This is a genomic window from Baaleninema sp., from assembly GCF_049974805.1.
Classification (GTDB): domain Bacteria; phylum Cyanobacteriota; class Cyanobacteriia; order Cyanobacteriales; family Geitlerinemataceae; genus Baaleninema.
Genome location: NZ_JBNGCO010000023.1, coordinates 19,851 through 35,701 on the forward strand (window position 1 = coordinate 19,851; position 15,851 = coordinate 35,701).

A 15,851-nucleotide genomic window follows, 5' to 3' on the forward strand; every position below is an offset into this window, starting at 1 on the left:
GGTTACTGTGAAAACTCAGTTTCGCTGTGTTCGAGCCTCTTGGGGAGGAAGTACTCCGATCTTATCCTGAAACACCTGCTGGCTCTATACTTCTCCCCGGAACTTTGAAATCTCTTTACAGAGACTTTAAAAAACTTCGCCGCTGGGGATGAAGGTCAGGAGATCGATCGCCCAGCACTGCTATCGATCTCCCTGTGGCGATCGATGGCGTAAGATATCTGAAGGCAGTTTGTCCCTTCCAACGACAATCGAACACAAAAGTTAAGACAAGATAGATGGACGTTCTCGAATTTATCGACCAGTGTGCGGGAAAATGGTTTTCGCAGCGTACCAGTCACGCCGTTCCACCTCGAGAGTTAGAGGCAGGAAAATCGGATTTATGGATCGATCGCTTACCGACTGACGATCGCGCCACGATCGATCGCTGTCAGTCTCTCGGAATCTCTCCAGACGAGGTTTTATGCGCGATTCGTTCCCGCTGGGAAGGTACGGTAGGCACTTCTGCCAGCCCGCACAAGGGATCGACAATGCTGGTATTCGTCGCCGACGGCGATCGTGCAAACGCGGGCAAATTCTGGCAATGGTCCCAACAGCCCAACGCGAAACCCGTCACGGGAGAATTCGTCCTCGGTGCCGACGAAGCGTTAACCTTACTCGCCCGTGCCGAGGGCTTCGAGTCCGAAGAGCGTCTCTGGTTCGTCAGTCCCAACTTACGGGAACGCACCAGCGTCATCAAACACGCCAACGGCGACAGTTACGCCTCTTTCTGTTCTGAAATCCGCATGGGACTTTCATAGCAAACAGCGAAGATCTCCCTATTTCCCCATCTCGCTATCACGCCGGTTCGATGGGGGCCATGGTGAGGCCGGCGCGGCTGAGTTGCATGTGGTAAAACTCGGCTTGTTCTTGGGGACCGACCCACACGATCGCCTGTCCTTCGTAATGTACTTGATTGGTCAGTTCCCAGGCGCGATCGCTCGTCATCTGGGGAATGTATTTCATCAAACAGGTGGCGACGTGCTGAAACGTATTGACATCATCGTTTAACACGATCACCTTATAGTTAGGATAGTCTTTGCGCGTGACTTGGCGCGACCGGTCGGGGGTGACGGTCGGTGTGGTGGTGGGACTGGCTACGGCGAACTGCATGACAGTCATCTTGAATTTTTCCTCGTAGGGGTCAATGCGATCGCTCGACTCGCGGCAAAATGAAGCAGATAGTTCTAAGGCACGACTCGAACCCAAGGCTCGAACGCGCTTTTGACGATTTTAACTGATGGGGGGCGAATCGATGGGGCTCGATGCCCCGGAGATGAGCATTTAAGGGGCATACTTTTCTCCTTAAATACTGCTAGAATAGCAGTATGTTTGTAATGAATTGGCAGTACCGAATCTATCCATCTTTGGAGCAAGAAGCCCGTATGGTTTCCTGGCTCGAAATCTGTCGAGGCGTATACAATTACGCCCTGGCAGAGAGGAAAGATTAGATCCAGTCTCGGAAATGCCCAATAGATCGGTGCAGCCTGGAGAAGAGTTACATTATTCCAGCGGATGCGCCGTATCCTGACTATTACAAACAACAGAATGCAGTGACTGTAGCCAAGAAGAAATTCCCGCATCTTCGAGACGTGCAGTCTCAGGTATTGCAGGAACCAATACGGCGCGTCGAGGCTGCATTTGCTGCCAGGAAAGAAAGAGGATTTGGTTTCCCTCGCTTCAAGAAGTTTGGGCAATATCGCTCTTTTCTGTTTCCGCAGTTCAAGACCAATCCCGTCCGAGGTAACAAAATCAAGCTGCCTAAGATTGGAGAGATGCCGATTGTGCTGCATCGCCCTATCCCGGATGGGTTTGTTGTCAAAACGGTCCGTGTCATCAAAAAGCACTCGGGATGGTACGCCACCCTTTGCCTGCAGATTGATGTCAGCGTTCCAGAAGTCCCGCCCGTTATCGGACATGCCATTGGCATCGATGTTGGGTTGGAGTATTTCCTTTCCACTTCTGATGGCTTGCAAGTCGAGAGACCTCGTTTCTTTGCCAAGCTGCAACGCAAGCTTAAATTGCTGCAACGCAGGTTAAAAAGAAAACAGAAGGGCTCCAATAATCGAGCTAAGCTTATCAAGAAGATTGGACGGGTACACGAACAAATCGCAGCATATCGCCTGGATTGGCAATTCAAACAGGCTCACAAGCTTTGCCGACTCGCAAGCAATATCTTCATCGAGGATATTGATTTCCGAATCATGGCCAAGGGATTCCTGGGCAAGCACACCCTGGATGCTGGATTGGGTCAGTTCTTGAATCAAGTCCTGCCTTGGGTGTGCTTCAAGACCGGCACGTACCTTGGCAAGGTCGATCCCAATGGCACCAGTCAGGAATGTCCTGATTGTGGGGCTATTGTGAAAAAAGATCTGAGAGTCAGGGTTCATGAGTGTCATGAGTGTGGGTCGGTCAAGCCGAGAGATATTGCCAGCTCGGAAGTTATCAAAGCCCGTGGTCTTTCGGGTATCGAAAATGTCTGTGGAGTCGAGGTAGCGGGGATATGGGAAACCATATCTAGCCAACTGGCTGAGAAGCAGAAAAGCTCAGAGGCGACTCTGAGAAGCCCGCGCCTTATCGCGCAGCGATAGGCGTCGGGAGGAATGTCACCAACAAGCTTGGTTTTCGCGAGGGAAATTTCCCTCGAAGCCCGAAACCCTGTGAAACCGAACGGGTTTCGGGAAAAAGTTCTTCGCCGTTCTTCGCAAAGGCTTTCCCAAACCAGTACACTAGACTCCGCAATCGATCTGTGTGCGATCGCGCCTTTGGGAAACTCGATGCTATGTCTGAAGTCTTAGACACTTTCGCCTTAAATACGGTTAGCGTCTTGGGAATGCCCGTCCACCTACATCCCAATTATGTAGCGTGGTTGCGTTCTCGACTCGATCGACATCTCGGGACTCACGTTATCACGCTCAACGCAGAGATGACGATGCAAGCTGAAACTCACCCCGATCTCGCTGACGCCATCCGTCAAGCGGAACTCTCGATTCCTGACGGGGCGGGGGTCGTGCTTTATTTACAACTGTCAGGATACCGCGTCAAACGCTATCCGGGGATCGAACTAGCGCAAACGCTACTGTCGCAACTGGACTCGTCGCGATCGGTCTTTTTCTACGGCGGGAAACCCGAGGTGATTCGACAAGCCGCCGACAACCTCCAACGAGAGTATCGAAACTTAAATATCGTCGGCGTGCGACACGGCTATTTATCCGACGAGGAACGACAAGACTTAACCCGCGAGTTACAACAGAAACAGCCCGATTTGGTTTTAGTGGGGTTGGGGGTTCCCCGTCAGGAACTCTGGATTGTCGAACACCGCCATCTTTGCCCCAATGCTGTCTGGATTGGTGTCGGTGGCAGTTTCGACATTTGGGCGGGGGTCAAAACTCGCGCTCCGGAATGGATGGGAAACAACCATCTAGAATGGGCCTATCGCCTCTATCAAGAACCTTGGCGCTGGCGGCGAATGTTGGCCTTGCCCAAGTTCGCCTTGAAGGTGTTGGGCGATATCGGACAGCGTAAGGTATTCTAAGCGCAACGTCGTTTTTGCTCAAACCACTGCTCTCCAACGGCAAAACACTGCAAATTTCCCCTGGGATAGATGCTTTTGAGCTGTTCTCAACCGAGAACTCCGCTCAAAGCCGGTTCGATCGCTTTTTGGTGTCAGGAGTCAACGTTGTGAAACTCGGGGATTGGATCGCCGTTATCGGCTTCGTCATATCGATTACCATACTTTGGCAGTTTCGTCAAGTCTTGCTGCTGGTGTTTACGGCGATGGTGTTAGCGATCGCCCTGAACAGTCTGGTTCGCTGGATTCAGCGGTTCGGCCATCGTCGGGGTATCGCGATCGATCGCGGCCAAGCGGTGCTACTGTCGCTGTTGTTGGTGTTGCTGTTCGGAATCTTATTCATCGGACTCGTCGTTCCGCCATTTGTCGAGCAGTTCCAACAACTCCTCGAACTGGTTCCCGTGGGATGGCAACGGTTTCTGGCGTGGCTCGATGGCGTCCTGCAAAATCCCCCCAATTGGTTAAATCTCGAGGAAATCAACTTACCCAACTTCACCGATTTGACGCGCCAAGTCGGACCGCTGGCGGGCGATTTACTCGGAAACTTCTTTACCTTTTTCTCCAACTCCCTCGCCGTCTTGCTGCAACTGCTCCTCGTCGTCGTTCTGACGGTGATGTTCCTCGTCAATCCCAGCGCCTATCGCAACCTGGCGATTCGCCTGTTTCCCTCCTTTTACCGCCGTCGCGCCGACGAAATCTTTACCGCCTGCGAAACATCCCTTCTCAACTGGATGGGGGGAATCGTCATCAACTCCCTGTTTGTGGCCAGCCTCAGCGCCCTCGGCTTAATCCTATTACAGGTTAAATTTGTTTTCGCTCACGCCCTCTTGGCCGGTGCCTTTAACTTTATTCCCAACATCGGGCCGACGATGAGCGTCGTGTTTCCCGTTTCCGTGGCGTTACTGGATACGCCGCTAAAAGCCTTAGCCGTCATCGTTCTGTATTTACTCATTCAGAATCTCGAAAGTTACTGGTTCAGTCCGATGGTGATGCAGAAACAGGTGTCTCTGCTTCCGGCATTGACGTTAACGGCGCAGATTTTCTTTGCGACGTTTTTGGGGCTGTTGGGGTTGATTTTGGCGCTTCCGTTGGCGGTGGTGACGAAAACTTGGATTGAAGAAGCCTTTATTAAAGATGTCCTCGATCGCTGGTCGGTTCGTCCTCCGCGTCAGATTTCCCGTCCCGTCGCCGCAGGGGAACGATCGACCCCCACCGAACCCATCGCCGATCCTTGGGATTGAAAAGACATCGGGGTGAACGCCGTTCCCCCCTACGGGTGGCGGTACAGTTCCCAATCGGTACAAGTTGGAGTTTCCCGGCCGAAAGGGTACGGCGCACAGTGAACTTCGTCACCGCCGTGGTAATAATCGCAGGCTTGGCAAGGACGCGCCTGTAACAGGGTTTTTCGCCACTGTTCGATCGCTTTTTCAGCAGTTTGGCGCGATCGCGTCGCCCAGCGATCGCCCGGTGCCAAATGTAAGGCGTTCTCAAAAGCATCGAGGGCGAATTCGTACAGCCGCATCACTTTTAAGCCGTAACGGGTAGCGGACTGCCGTCGATTTTCGTACAGTCGTCCTTGCTCGAACAACAGCCATCCGTATTCGCTCCACGCATCGGCGGAATTGGAGTTGTCTTCGGAGGGCTGATAGTCTGCGATCGCCCGATCGATCGTCGCCAAGAGTTCCCGAGGATGCCAAGGTTTGCTGATATACGCTTCAGCGTGTTTGAGACTCCAGTACAAGGCGATGGTTTGCGCGTTTCCCGTCAGCATCACCACCGGAACGTTGCGGGTTTGGGGATTGGCTTTGAGCAACCGACAAGCTGCGTAACCGTCGAGATTCGGCATCACCAAATCCATTAACACCACGTCGGGGCGGGATTGTGCCACCCGTTCGAGGGCTTCTACCCCGTCGCAAGCCGCGATCGCATCGAGTCCGCTCCATTTGAGCTGGTACGCGATACATTCCCGTTGGCTGCGCGAGTCTTCGACGACGAGGATGGTACTCATGAGGCTAGGGGCTTGAAGTCAAGGAGAGAAGCCGGAAACCGAATTGAAAAATCTAACTTTCTAGGTTTAGCGTACCCACATCTCTTGAAAAAACCTGCAAGTCGGAGTTTTTAAGGTTTCTATCCTTGGGGACGGGCTGAAATCTGTCAACGTTTTTCCACGAAAAAGAGGCCGACTCCGGAGTCGGCCTCGAATTTGTTGAATTCACTTGGGAATTCTTTATCGAATTCTCAAACGCTTTCCGCTGCACGGGACGGGTTTAGCTCTTGGTGGCGAAAGCGTCCAAGCTGTAGGCGGGGGTGCGATCGCTGTAGTCGGTTTGGTTTCCGGTAAAGGCTTCGGCGAGGCGATCGAACTCGTCAGAGTTCCAGTTCCGCTCGTGGATGGGTTTGCTTTGTTCGCCCCGGAAGTAAGCTTGCGTTCCGATGAGAGCAGCTGCGACCCAACCCACGACGAGAATTCCGATTACGAATGCCATAGCTGTCGTTCTCCTTTCTGTTTTGCTTCGTTTTCTCTTATCTGTTAATCATTGTAACACTTTGTTACGCAATGTAAATAGAGCTTGACAAAAAAATGGTTGTAATATCCGTAATCGAACCGAACGCCGGGGCGAACGTCGCCAAATCTTAAGACTTTGTGATAATATGAGCATTTAAGCGTTGTTTCCCCTTCGGTGTTACTATGTCCGATCGATTGTCCGCTCCGCCCTCCACCTCTGATTGTGGATTGATTGATGCTTCTCCAGAAGCCCTCGAAACCATCGCCGATTTTTTCAAAGTCCTCTCGGAAGTCAATCGCCTGCGCATCGTCTGTTGTTTGAAGTCTGGGGACAAGAACGTTTCGCAAATTATCGAGGCCACGGGTTTGGGACAAGCCAACGTCTCGAAACATCTGAAATTATTGAGTCAAGCGGGAGTTGTCAGCCGCAACCAACAAGGGGTCAACGTCTTTTACGGAATCTGCAATCCGCTAGTGTTTCCGTTGTGCAACCTCGTTTGTCAAGCCCTCACCGCACAGATGCAGCAACGCAGCGAACAAGTGGAACTGTTGAAAACGTTACAGCAGTCGTTCGATCGATAAGTTGTAATTGACCGTTGATAATTGACAATTGATAACGAAGGTCGCGATTTCCCGCGCCAGAACGTTTGAGGTAACGTTCTGGCGCGGTTTGGACAGATGGCACGATCGACATTTATCGATAAAATATAACTAATTAGTCAATTAATTGTATAAAATAGGGCGGAGAGTCTTCGATCGAACACGCAGAGGGCGAAAACGATGCTTTTCCGACAACTCTTCGATCCCGAAACCAGTACCTACACCTATCTCGTCGCGGACGAAGGCAATGGTGAGGCAGCCTTAATCGATCCGGTTTTGGCACGAGTCGATCGCGATCGCCGCCTCATCGAAGAACTGGGGTTGACCCTAGAATACGCCATCGAAACTCACCTTCACGCCGACCACGTAACCGGAGGGGGGAAACTGCGAGAACTAACCGGATGTCAAACCGTCATCCCCGAAAAGGCCCCGGCCACCTGCGCCGATCGGGTTTTACAAGATGGGGAAGTCTTGCAAATCGGCGAAATTCCGGTGCGTGCGATCGCCACCTGGGGACATACCGACAGTCACATGGCGTATCTCGTCAACCGCGATCGCGTCTTGACAGGAGATTCCCTGTTAATTCGAGGATGCGGCCGGACGGACTTCCAAAGCGGCGACGCGGGAACCCTCTACGACAGCATTAGCCAACGGTTGTTTGCACTCCCCGACGAAACCCTCGTCTATCCCGGTCACGACTACCGAGGATATACCGTTTCCACCATCGGCGAAGAAAAACGCTTCAACCCTCGCCTAGCCCGTCGAGATCGATCGGACTTTATCGAACTGATGGCGAATCTCAACCTTCCCCATCCGCAACGCATCGCCGAAGCCCTCCCCGCCAACGCTCAATGTGGCTGCCTCAGCGAGACCCCATAGCCCAACCGCCTTCAAGACATTTTTCCAAGACCGTTTAAGCCAATTTTTCAAGAGCATCCATGGAAATTCTCGCCCCCTTTAGCCTGACCTGGGCGATCGGACATTTACTCGCCGTTGCCATCGGCTTAAGTTTGGGACTCCTGGGCGGAGGCGGCTCGATTTTGGCCGTTCCCATCCTCGTCTACGTCATGAGTTTACCGACGAAAACCGCCATCGCCACAAGTTTGTTCGTCGTCGGCCTCGTCAGTCTCATCGGTTTGATTCCCCACTGGCAACAGCAGCAGGTCAACTTGAAAGTCGCCTTCACCTTTGCTCCCTTTGCCATGATGGGGGCTTACGGCGGGGCGCAAATGGCAGCTTTACCGTTCGTCACCGACACCGTACAACTGGTGAGTTTCGGGACAATGATGTTGTTGGTGAGTCTCTTAACGATTCGCAAAAGCCATCGCACGCGATCGCAGAGGGCAGATCTCGACGACTCCAACCCCTTCAAAATGGCGATTTTACCCATTATCGGAGCGTTCGTCGGCGTTCTGACGGGATTCGTCGGCGTCGGGGGCGGATTTGCCATCGTTCCCGCCCTGGTTTTGTTAGCGGGCGTTCCGATGAAAGAAGCCATCGGCACCTCGTTACTGTTGATTGCCATCAACTCCGCCAGTGGCTTTTTCGGGTACGCCAACCAAGTCAGTCTCGACTGGCAGTTAACGATATCGTTCGCCGTTGCCGCCACCGTGGGAACGCTTCTCGGCGGCTATCTCGCCCAAGCGATCGACGCCAAACACCTACAAAAAAGCTTTGGCTATTTCGTTTTCGCCGTCGCCGTATTTACCCTGTTAAATCCCTAATCCGGTGAGAATTGATAATCGATCGGGAACGGGGAACAGCGAACAGGGGTAGGGTGCGTGACTAAAAAAATCAGGTGTCGATCCTCAGACGGAGAAACCTGAGACTGAGAAATCATCACGCACCGACTCCTCCCCCTCTCCCCCTCTAATCCAAATGCGGGCGAATCTCCTCGAGGAGTCCTTCGCAGGCGTCGAGGAGTAAATCGATAACGAAATCGAATCCTTCCGAACCGCCGTAATAAGGATCGGGAACTTCTTTAACGTCGTAATTGCGGCAAAAATCGCACATTAAATAGACTTTATCCTCGTAAACGCCCGCGCGATCGAGAGCCAGGATATCGCGGTAATTTTCCAAATCCATGGCCAGAATGCGATCGAAGCGAGCGAAATCCTCTTCCACAAACTGGCGGGCGCGTCCGACGAGGGCGATACCTCGTTTTTTCGCCGCTTTCCGCATTCGGGCATCCGGCGGACTGCCGATGTGATAGTTAGACGTTCCCGCCGAATCGCAGCTAATTTTCCCCGTCAAACCTGCCTGTTCGATGGCGTAGCGCATGATATTTTCCGCCGACGGAGAGCGGCAAATATTCCCCAAACAGACGAACAGCAATCGATAAGCCATAGTGACGCCTTAAAACAAACCTTCCAACCAACTGTTGATGCTGAGCGAGTCAGCGGTCGTTTCGCCAACTTTTCAAATCCAGCCTGAAAACAAACAAGCCTGCACGTGCAGGCTCGAATTTAGACAAAACTGCCAGAAAAAATTAAACGCCCGGTAAGTTTAATCCGCCCGTCAGTTCTTCCATTTTTTCGCGCATAGTGGCCGTCGATTTTTGATAGGCGTCTTGCATGGCCTCCGTCACCAGTTTCGAGACCACTTCCGCCCCTTCACCGAGGGCATCTTCCGAGATTTCGGCCCGACGGGGTTCCTGGTTTCCACTTAAGACAACTTTCACCAAACCGCCCCCAGCTTGTCCCTCGATTTCCATGTTATCGAGGTCTTCCTGTAACTTTTTCGCTCCTTCTTGGACTTCCTGAGCTTTTTTGAACGCCTCGGCCAGTTCTTTCATTTTGCCGAGACCGAAACCAAAACCTTGTCCCTTTGCCATAACTAATTTACGAGTTGATTTGCAGGTCGATTGACGAGTCGAGCGGCCAGTCAGTTTACAGGTTGAATTGACAACGCCAGTTCAACTCCAGTACGACCTTAGACCGTATACGTCTCCCTATTTTTACACCTCAACGTCTTTCTCACCAAAGATCCTCCAAGGAGCGAGAAAACTCTCCGAGAAACTTCACCTCGGGTTCGAGCCAAACGTTCCAGCGATCGAACACCGTTTGGCGCACGTGACGGATGACGGACACCACATCATCGGCGCTAGCTTGTCCGCAGTTGAGAATAAAATTGGCGTGTTCTCGCGCGACGCAGGCGCCGCCGACGGAATATCCTTTCAATCCCGACTGTTCGATCAGCCATCCCGCCGCTTGAGGGGTGGGATTGCGGAAAACGCTACCGCAACTGGGCCGGTGATAGGGTTGGCTGGCGTGACGTTGCTTGAGGTGAGTTTCCGTGCGAGTTTTGACCTGTTGGGGGTCGTCTCCCACTTCCAGGGTGAAGGTGGCGCTGACGACAGTGCGATCGCTCCCCTGGAGTACCGAGTGGCGGTAACTGTACTGTAAATCGCCCGAGGAGAGAGTTTCCAAAGATCCGCCGGGGGACAACACCTCGACCCTTTCCACCACGTCCGCCGTACAATTGCGGTGAGCGCCGGCGTTCATCACCACTGCACCGCCGACGGTTCCCGGAATCCCCACCGCCCACTCAAAGCCACTCCAGCCGCGATCGGCGATTTGCCAAGCCAGTTTCGGGAGGGGGACTCCGGCGGCGACGCGTACCCGTCCGTCTTCAGCGAAAGTGGTTTCGCGGAGATAGCGGGTACAGACGACGAGGCCGGGAACGCCTTTATCGCCGATGAGGAGGTTCGACCCGGCACCTAACAGCGTGATGGGGAAACCTTCCGAATTAGCCCAACTGACAGCGGCGTGTAAGTCGTCGAGGTGGCGGGGCGTCACGTACCACTGAGCGGGGCCGCCGACGCGCAGGGTCGTCATTCGCGCCAAGGGAACTTGGCGGTAAACGGGGGATTCCGTTCCCAAGATGCGAATCGGAGATCGATCGAGATCGTCCGTCATGACGATAGGGGAGGATCTGGGTTGAGAAAACGTCACGATCGTTCAGGATATACGGTACGACGGCGCCGAACGCACCTCCACCGACGGGCGATCGCGTTCGACTTGGCGGCGCTCTTCCATCACGCGAGGCACGATTTGGTTGAGATCGCCTGCCCCTAAGAATAACGCTAAGTCTCCAGTTTCGAGGAGATCGCCGAGAAAATCAGCTAACTCGGGGAGTTTGGGGCGGTAGTAGACACATTGATGCTGTTGGGCGATCGCGTCGGCCAGACGTCGCGAAATCGTGCGATCGAACGGTGCTTCTCCGGCGCTGTAAACATCGCTGACCACCACTACATCTGCATCCGAGAAGGACTGGGCAAATTCCGTCAAAAACGTTTGGGTGCGGCTGTAGCGGTGAGGTTGGAAGACGGCCACGACGCGGCGAATTTCCTCGGGGTTGCCCTTGGCTTGCAATCGCGCCGCCGAGAGGGTGGCTTGAATTTCGCTGGGGTGGTGCGCGTAGTCGTCTATAAAGCGAATTCCATCGGCGATACCGCGCAACTCGAACCGACGGCGGGCCCCTTCAAACTGTTTGAGGGCGCTGGCGATGGTCTCGAAGTCGAGGCCGAGATGGCGTCCTACCGCCACGGCGGCCAGGGCGTTGCTGAGGTTGTGTCGTCCGAGAAGTTTTAATTCGAGAGTGCCGAGAATCTCGCCCCGTTCCCAGACGCGGGCGCTGGCGCCGTTGGCCGAAAAGGTCACGCGATCGGCACAGTAATCCGCCTCAGCCGTCGGATCGAGGCTGTAGGTGAGATCGGGAGCGATGCGATCGCGCACCACCTCACAGTCGATGCAGCCGATGGTGAGGCGACAGCGATCGGCGAACTGCCGAAAAATTTGCGTCACTTCATCGAGACTTTGATAGTGGTCGGGGTGGTCGAGTTCGATGTTGGTGACGATGCCGATAGCCGCGTCGAACTTCACCAGAGAGCCATCCGATTCGTCGGCTTCCGCCACGAGATAGTCTCCGAGACCGAGACGGGCGTTGCCTTCCCAAGCTTTGACGTCGCCTCCCACGACGATGGTGGGGTCGAGACCGGCGTGGAGGAGGAGAAAGCCCACCATGCTGCTGGTGGTGGTTTTTCCGTGGGTTCCGGCGACGGCGATACTTTTGTAGTCGCGAATCAAGGCCGCCAAAACGTCCGAACGATGAAAAATCGGACAACCGAGGTCTAGGGCTGCCCGATATTCGGCGTTCGTGGCGTCAATGGCGGTCGAACAGATGACTTGGGGAAGCGAGCGATCTGGCTGCTGTCCTCGACCGTTCAGGTGGGTGCGATCGGTGGAAGAGACCCGTCGAGGGCGATCGGATCGAAGATTTTCGTGAAAAAATTCTAGGTTACTGGCGTTTTGTTCCCAGAAAATATGAGCGCCAAGCTGTTGCAATCGTTGGGTATGGGAATTGGATTTTAAATCCGAACCGTAAACGGGAAGCTGGCGCTTCGCTAAGATATATGCCAGGGCTGACATTCCAATTCCACCAATTCCGATGAAATGAAATGGCTTGCCGCTGAAATCAACAGAATTCGGCATTTTCGCTCCTAACACACCACACCGTACCGATAACACGCGATATCATATCAGGTATTGTTATTTTCCGATACAACTTGAGTTAAACATCGCGGGTTGTCTCTGGGGAGATAACACTCCGTTAGTTTATCGCGAGGTTTATCGCGATTAAGTTTATCGCAAGGGGTTCGCATTCGATCGCCAGATACCCGTTTGAGGCGGTCGAGACTGCCAGTTCGATAGGGCGCGATCGCCTGCTACGGATTTTGAGAAGGCATTTGAGAAGGCATTTGAGAGGGGATTTGGCAGGGAATTTAGCAGGGAGTCACTTCGGAAAGTTGGCTGTCTTCGGCGGTACTTTCGATCCCGTCCATTGTGGCCATCTGGCATTGGTTGAAGCCGCCCGCCAACAGTTCGATCTCGAGGCGGTGGTGTGGGTACCGACGTACCGTCCGCCCCATAAAGGCGATCGCGTCGTGGCTCCCTTTTGGCGACGCCTGGAAATGGTGGAGATCGCCATCGGACCGAGGTCAGAATTCCGGGTTTCGGCCGTGGAAGGGGAGCGTTCGGGTCCCTCTTTTGCCATCGATACCTTAGAGGCGTTACAACAGCGATATCGTGCCGAACGATGGTATTGGATCGTCGGGAGCGATGCCGTGCAGTTTTTGCCCCGTTGGGTGGGGATCGAAATCCTCGTGCGACGGTGCGAGTGGATTGTCGCCCCCCGCGCCCCGGATGCGGGCGCCGAAAGAGCCGAAGCCGTGGCGCGACAGTTGCAACAGCGACAGTTGAACTGGCGCTGGCATCCCTTGGATTGGACGCCGCTGCCGATTTCCTCGAGCGACGTGCGCCGCGCCTGTCGTCGCGGGAAAACTCTCGAAGATTCAGTCCCCTCCTCCGTGGCAGATTACCTCAAAAAATTCCGCCTCTACGAAGATTCGCCGTAGAAAACTCCGGCAAACGAGGTAAGATTTCGACGATCCCCGATCGGTTCGGCAGGCGATCGCGTTGGCGTTCGATCGACAAAACCGCGATCGCACCCCCGTCGCTCGCCTCGGAAAACCTTCGCTACCGCGCGAGTTTTTTTCCGAGGGTTGCCAACAGATTCTCCGAGAAGCGATCGAGAAACGGACGGTCTTTGCGATATGATGAGAGGCACTACCGTCCCCGACCGAAAAGGGTTCGGAAACTCGAACGCCGCAAGGCTGGCGAGCGATCGAGCGCAGACTGTGACTCGTCATTCGTCAATCGGGGCGTGTAGACACTCGATCCCCTCTTCAGGTCGCGATCGAAATTTCCCGGCAGAGATCGTTAAAACTCCTCAAAGTCCCCCATGTTTTGGGAGTTAGCCGTTCCTTGAAAACTCAGCGTTCGGCGGGTTCCACAGGGAAAAGCTCCTGTGGTTAAAACGTTGAAGCGTCAAGGCGAGTGCGTTCGGACTTCGGTGTTCGTTAGAAACCCGTTTTGCCGCTCGCTTCCCCCGAGAACTGAGTGTGAATGAAGTTCTCAAGGTACGTCGGGACACGGCGGAACCGAGGCCGGTCGGCCTCAAAAGTCTGTGGAGAGCCGCACGCGACCCGACGCGATCGGGAAACTCGATCGCCGTCGCGGCGCTCGCTGAAACAGAAACCTCATCTCGCTGGCGGAATCGTTCCGCCGGTTCGCGTGAAGAGGACGTCCGTTTAGGTAATCCCAATACCCAGGGCAAGGCTTGCCCGATCACACGCAGGCGTCCGACAGACTGTCGGCGACCGCTAAGTGTGGTAAGTTCCTTGAGGGACTAACCCACCCTGAGTTGGGCAAGTTAAAAAACCGACATCAAACGAGTCAAACCAAGGGTTGCGCCCGTCACGGAGCGCGGGCGAAAAGCTGTTAGGAGGTAAAAAGGTGATTAGAGTCGCAATTAACGGTTTTGGACGCATCGGACGCAACTTTTTGCGTTGCTGGCTAACCAGAGAAAACAGCCAATTAGAAGTCGTCGGCGTCAACGATACGTCCGACCCGAAAACCAACGCTCACTTACTCAAGTATGACTCGATGCTGGGTAAGTTGGATGCTGAGGTCAGTGCCGATAGTAATTCCATCACCGTCAACGGCAAAACGATCAAGTGCGTCAGCGATCGCAACCCCCTGAACCTGCCCTGGAAAGAGTGGGGAGTCGATCTCGTGGTGGAATCGACGGGTGTTTTCGTCACTGAAGAAGGTGCCTCGAAACACTTACAAGCCGGTGCGAAGAAAGTGCTGATTACGGCGCCCGGAAAAGGCGGCGACATCGGTACTTACGTGATGGGCGTCAACCACGAAACCTACAAGCACGAAGATTACAAGGTCGTCAGTAACGCCAGTTGCACGACCAACTGTCTCGCCCCGGTGGTGAAAGTGCTTAACGATAGCTTCGGCATCATCAAAGGCACGATGACCACCACCCACAGCTACACGGGCGACCAACGGTTACTCGATGCCAGCCACCGCGACGTTCGCCGCGCTCGGGCGGCTGCGCTCAACATCGTTCCGACTTCCACGGGTGCAGCGAAAGCTGTGGCACTGGTGATTCCGGAAATGAAAGGCAAACTCAACGGTATCGCCCTGCGGGTTCCCACTCCCAACGTCTCGGTGGTGGACTTCGTGGCTCAGGTGGAGAAGAAAACCTTCACCGAACAGGTTAACGAGGTGATTCACGAAGCCGCTAACGGCTACATGAAAGGCATCTTGGGTTACAGCGACGAACCTCTCGTCTCCTGTGACTATCGCGGGACTAACGAATCGTCTATCGTAGACTCGAGCTTGACGCTGGTGATGGATGGCGATTTGGTGAAAGTCGTGGCTTGGTATGACAACGAATGGGGTTACAGCCAGCGCGTGGTGGACTTGGCCGAACTGACGGCTCAAAAATGGGCTGAATAAGTCCGAGCGAGACCTGTTTCTCGTCTGACTCCATAGTCTGGGTATCGATCGACGGTTTTTTGAAACTGTCGATCGATCTTTTTTTGGGGAAATTCGACGAATCGTCGCGGTGGGAAGTCGGACTCTCTCACGGGAACTACGCGAACTGTTGTAAATCGAAACCGCTGCTGTGGGGATCTTCGGTGTGACGTTCCATCAACATGATTAACAGTAGGCGTTCCCCGTAATCGATCGCCCCTCGCAATTCCGCCTGTAGAATTTCCAAGCCCCCGTTGGCGTACTCTTCAAACAACGCGACTCGAGCCGCGCGAGCCTCCGCGTTCGTCGGAGACAAGAGGGCAGGATCGCGAGTTTCCACCGCAGTTAACAAATTAAACAGGCGATCGTACCCTCGCGACAGGAAAATCTCTAAAGCGATCGGCGCCGGTTCTCGGTTCGACACCTCCCGTACCGGAGATTTCTGCTGTCGTTTCATCCCCAACGCCGCCGCAAACGCCAACAAATCCGCATAGGTTTGAAACGGCGAGGCGCCATCGGTTTCGTTTCCCACCAATCCGCGCACGAATTCCGATTTGTCCTTGGCGACGCGAACGCGATGCACCATCGTTTGAATTGTCTCCTTTGGCTTTCACGAATTTGAGGTGACGATAAGCTGAGGTGATGAGGTGACATCTCTCCATCTGCCCTTTTACCGCAAACAGCCAACCGTGGCGGGCAACAGTTCACCGGTCAGATAACAGATCGGACTTTGGCTCCATCCCCTCAT

General features: G+C 54.1%; 18 protein-coding genes. 10 read left to right on the forward strand and 8 right to left on the reverse strand.

Annotated features, from left to right (window positions below):
• The first annotated feature begins 275 nt into the window (after positions 1 to 275).
• Positions 276 to 797 carry a phycobiliprotein lyase gene (locus ACP5D4_RS06755; RefSeq protein WP_428010863.1) on the forward strand — a complete coding sequence of 174 codons (522 nt, stop codon included), beginning with the start codon at positions 276 to 278 and terminating at the stop codon, positions 795 to 797.
• Between the two features lie 37 nt (positions 798 to 834).
• Here the strand turns inward: ACP5D4_RS06755 and clpS are convergent, their stop codons facing one another.
• A complete protein-coding gene (gene clpS, locus ACP5D4_RS06760) occupies positions 835 to 1,158 on the reverse strand; it encodes an ATP-dependent Clp protease adapter ClpS (RefSeq protein WP_428010864.1) in 324 nt (107 codons plus the stop codon).
• Between the two features lie 263 nt (positions 1,159 to 1,421).
• Here clpS and ACP5D4_RS06765 point away from each other — a divergent pair, with 263 nt between their 5' ends.
• The 4 genes from ACP5D4_RS06765 (at position 1,422) to ACP5D4_RS06780 (ending at position 4,848) form a co-directional block, all read left to right on the forward strand.
• A complete protein-coding gene (locus tag ACP5D4_RS06765; RefSeq protein ID WP_428010892.1) occupies positions 1,422 to 1,487 on the forward strand; it encodes a helix-turn-helix domain-containing protein in 66 nt (21 codons plus the stop codon).
• 102 nt (positions 1,488 to 1,589) lie between these two features.
• Complete coding sequence (locus tag ACP5D4_RS06770) at positions 1,590 to 2,627, forward strand: RNA-guided endonuclease InsQ/TnpB family protein (protein ID WP_428010865.1); 1,038 nt, start codon at positions 1,590 to 1,592, stop codon at positions 2,625 to 2,627.
• A gap of 191 nt (positions 2,628 to 2,818) precedes the next feature.
• Positions 2,819 to 3,571, forward strand: a complete 753-nt coding sequence (locus ACP5D4_RS06775; protein ID WP_428010866.1) for a WecB/TagA/CpsF family glycosyltransferase — start codon at positions 2,819 to 2,821, stop codon at positions 3,569 to 3,571.
• Positions 3,572 to 3,717: 146 nt separating this feature from the next.
• Positions 3,718 to 4,848, forward strand: coding sequence for an AI-2E family transporter (locus ACP5D4_RS06780; RefSeq protein ID WP_428010867.1), 1,131 nt, complete (start codon positions 3,718 to 3,720; stop codon positions 4,846 to 4,848).
• Between the two features lie 29 nt (positions 4,849 to 4,877).
• On the opposite strand, the gene ACP5D4_RS06785 is transcribed toward ACP5D4_RS06780, so the two are convergent.
• Both ACP5D4_RS06785 and ACP5D4_RS06790 read right to left on the reverse strand, forming a co-directional pair.
• On the reverse strand, positions 4,878 to 5,615 hold the full coding sequence (locus ACP5D4_RS06785; RefSeq protein WP_428010868.1) for a response regulator: 738 nt from the start codon (positions 5,613 to 5,615) through the stop codon (positions 4,878 to 4,880).
• A gap of 259 nt (positions 5,616 to 5,874) precedes the next feature.
• Positions 5,875 to 6,093, reverse strand: a complete 219-nt coding sequence (locus ACP5D4_RS06790) for a photosystem II protein, Psb35-related (protein WP_428010869.1) — start codon at positions 6,091 to 6,093, stop codon at positions 5,875 to 5,877.
• A gap of 203 nt (positions 6,094 to 6,296) precedes the next feature.
• On the opposite strand from ACP5D4_RS06790, the gene ACP5D4_RS06795 reads away from it, so the two are divergent.
• The 3 genes from ACP5D4_RS06795 to ACP5D4_RS06805 all read left to right on the forward strand — a co-directional run bounded on the left by ACP5D4_RS06795 (position 6,297) and on the right by ACP5D4_RS06805 (position 8,437).
• Positions 6,297 to 6,695 (forward strand): ArsR/SmtB family transcription factor, encoded by a 399-nt coding sequence (locus tag ACP5D4_RS06795; protein ID WP_428010870.1) that lies wholly within the window; start codon positions 6,297 to 6,299, stop codon positions 6,693 to 6,695.
• A gap of 198 nt (positions 6,696 to 6,893) precedes the next feature.
• Positions 6,894 to 7,592, forward strand: coding sequence for an MBL fold metallo-hydrolase (locus ACP5D4_RS06800; RefSeq protein ID WP_428010871.1), 699 nt, complete (start codon positions 6,894 to 6,896; stop codon positions 7,590 to 7,592).
• A 59-nt stretch (positions 7,593 to 7,651) separates the two neighbouring features.
• The gene (locus ACP5D4_RS06805) at positions 7,652 to 8,437 is read left to right on the forward strand and encodes a sulfite exporter TauE/SafE family protein (RefSeq protein WP_428010872.1); all 786 of its coding nucleotides are present in this window, start codon (positions 7,652 to 7,654) and stop codon (positions 8,435 to 8,437) included.
• A 145-nt stretch (positions 8,438 to 8,582) separates the two neighbouring features.
• Here ACP5D4_RS06805 and ACP5D4_RS06810 read toward each other — a convergent pair whose 3' ends face one another.
• From ACP5D4_RS06810 to murC, 4 genes are all read right to left on the reverse strand, one after another.
• Positions 8,583 to 9,059 carry a low molecular weight protein-tyrosine-phosphatase gene (locus ACP5D4_RS06810; protein WP_428010873.1) on the reverse strand — a complete coding sequence of 159 codons (477 nt, stop codon included), beginning with the start codon at positions 9,057 to 9,059 and terminating at the stop codon, positions 8,583 to 8,585.
• Between the two features lie 142 nt (positions 9,060 to 9,201).
• Positions 9,202 to 9,546, reverse strand: a complete 345-nt coding sequence (locus ACP5D4_RS06815) for a YbaB/EbfC family nucleoid-associated protein (RefSeq protein WP_428010874.1) — start codon at positions 9,544 to 9,546, stop codon at positions 9,202 to 9,204.
• A gap of 142 nt (positions 9,547 to 9,688) precedes the next feature.
• Positions 9,689 to 10,630, reverse strand: coding sequence for a UDP-N-acetylmuramate dehydrogenase (gene murB / locus ACP5D4_RS06820; RefSeq protein WP_428010893.1), 942 nt, complete (start codon positions 10,628 to 10,630; stop codon positions 9,689 to 9,691).
• Between the two features lie 42 nt (positions 10,631 to 10,672).
• Positions 10,673 to 12,205: a UDP-N-acetylmuramate--L-alanine ligase gene (gene murC, locus ACP5D4_RS06825; RefSeq protein WP_428010875.1), complete on the reverse strand. Its 1,533-nt coding sequence runs from the start codon at positions 12,203 to 12,205 to the stop codon at positions 10,673 to 10,675.
• Between the two features lie 278 nt (positions 12,206 to 12,483).
• Here murC and nadD point away from each other — a divergent pair, with 278 nt between their 5' ends.
• A complete protein-coding gene (nadD, locus tag ACP5D4_RS06830) occupies positions 12,484 to 13,128 on the forward strand; it encodes a nicotinate (nicotinamide) nucleotide adenylyltransferase (protein WP_428010876.1) in 645 nt (214 codons plus the stop codon).
• A 940-nt stretch (positions 13,129 to 14,068) separates the two neighbouring features.
• Positions 14,069 to 15,085: a type I glyceraldehyde-3-phosphate dehydrogenase gene (locus tag ACP5D4_RS06835; RefSeq protein WP_428010877.1), complete on the forward strand. Its 1,017-nt coding sequence runs from the start codon at positions 14,069 to 14,071 to the stop codon at positions 15,083 to 15,085.
• Between the two features lie 136 nt (positions 15,086 to 15,221).
• On the opposite strand, the gene ACP5D4_RS06840 is transcribed toward ACP5D4_RS06835, so the two are convergent.
• A complete protein-coding gene (locus tag ACP5D4_RS06840; RefSeq protein ID WP_428010878.1) occupies positions 15,222 to 15,689 on the reverse strand; it encodes a DNA phosphorothioation-associated protein 4 in 468 nt (155 codons plus the stop codon).
• Between the last annotated feature and the right edge of the window lie 162 nt (positions 15,690 to 15,851).

Coding starts and splice junctions, on each gene's coding strand:
- ACP5D4_RS06800 (WP_428010871.1), top strand. CDS start 6,894: ATGCTTTTCCGACAACTCTTCGATCCCGAAACCAGTACCTACACCTAT.
- ACP5D4_RS06790 (WP_428010869.1), bottom strand. CDS start 6,093: ATGGCATTCGTAATCGGAATTCTCGTCGTGGGTTGGGTCGCAGCTGCT.
- clpS (WP_428010864.1), bottom strand. CDS start 1,158: ATGACTGTCATGCAGTTCGCCGTAGCCAGTCCCACCACCACACCGACC.
- ACP5D4_RS06805 (WP_428010872.1), top strand. CDS start 7,652: ATGGAAATTCTCGCCCCCTTTAGCCTGACCTGGGCGATCGGACATTTA.
- ACP5D4_RS06815 (WP_428010874.1), bottom strand. CDS start 9,546: ATGGCAAAGGGACAAGGTTTTGGTTTCGGTCTCGGCAAAATGAAAGAA.
- ACP5D4_RS06785 (WP_428010868.1), bottom strand. CDS start 5,615: ATGAGTACCATCCTCGTCGTCGAAGACTCGCGCAGCCAACGGGAATGT.
- ACP5D4_RS06795 (WP_428010870.1), top strand. CDS start 6,297: ATGTCCGATCGATTGTCCGCTCCGCCCTCCACCTCTGATTGTGGATTG.
- ACP5D4_RS06840 (WP_428010878.1), bottom strand. CDS start 15,689: ATGGTGCATCGCGTTCGCGTCGCCAAGGACAAATCGGAATTCGTGCGC.
- ACP5D4_RS06810 (WP_428010873.1), bottom strand. CDS start 9,059: ATGGCTTATCGATTGCTGTTCGTCTGTTTGGGGAATATTTGCCGCTCT.
- ACP5D4_RS06755 (WP_428010863.1), top strand. CDS start 276: ATGGACGTTCTCGAATTTATCGACCAGTGTGCGGGAAAATGGTTTTCG.
- murC (WP_428010875.1), bottom strand. CDS start 12,205: ATGCCGAATTCTGTTGATTTCAGCGGCAAGCCATTTCATTTCATCGGA.
- murB (WP_428010893.1), bottom strand. CDS start 10,630: ATGACGGACGATCTCGATCGATCTCCGATTCGCATCTTGGGAACGGAA.
- ACP5D4_RS06775 (WP_428010866.1), top strand. CDS start 2,819: ATGTCTGAAGTCTTAGACACTTTCGCCTTAAATACGGTTAGCGTCTTG.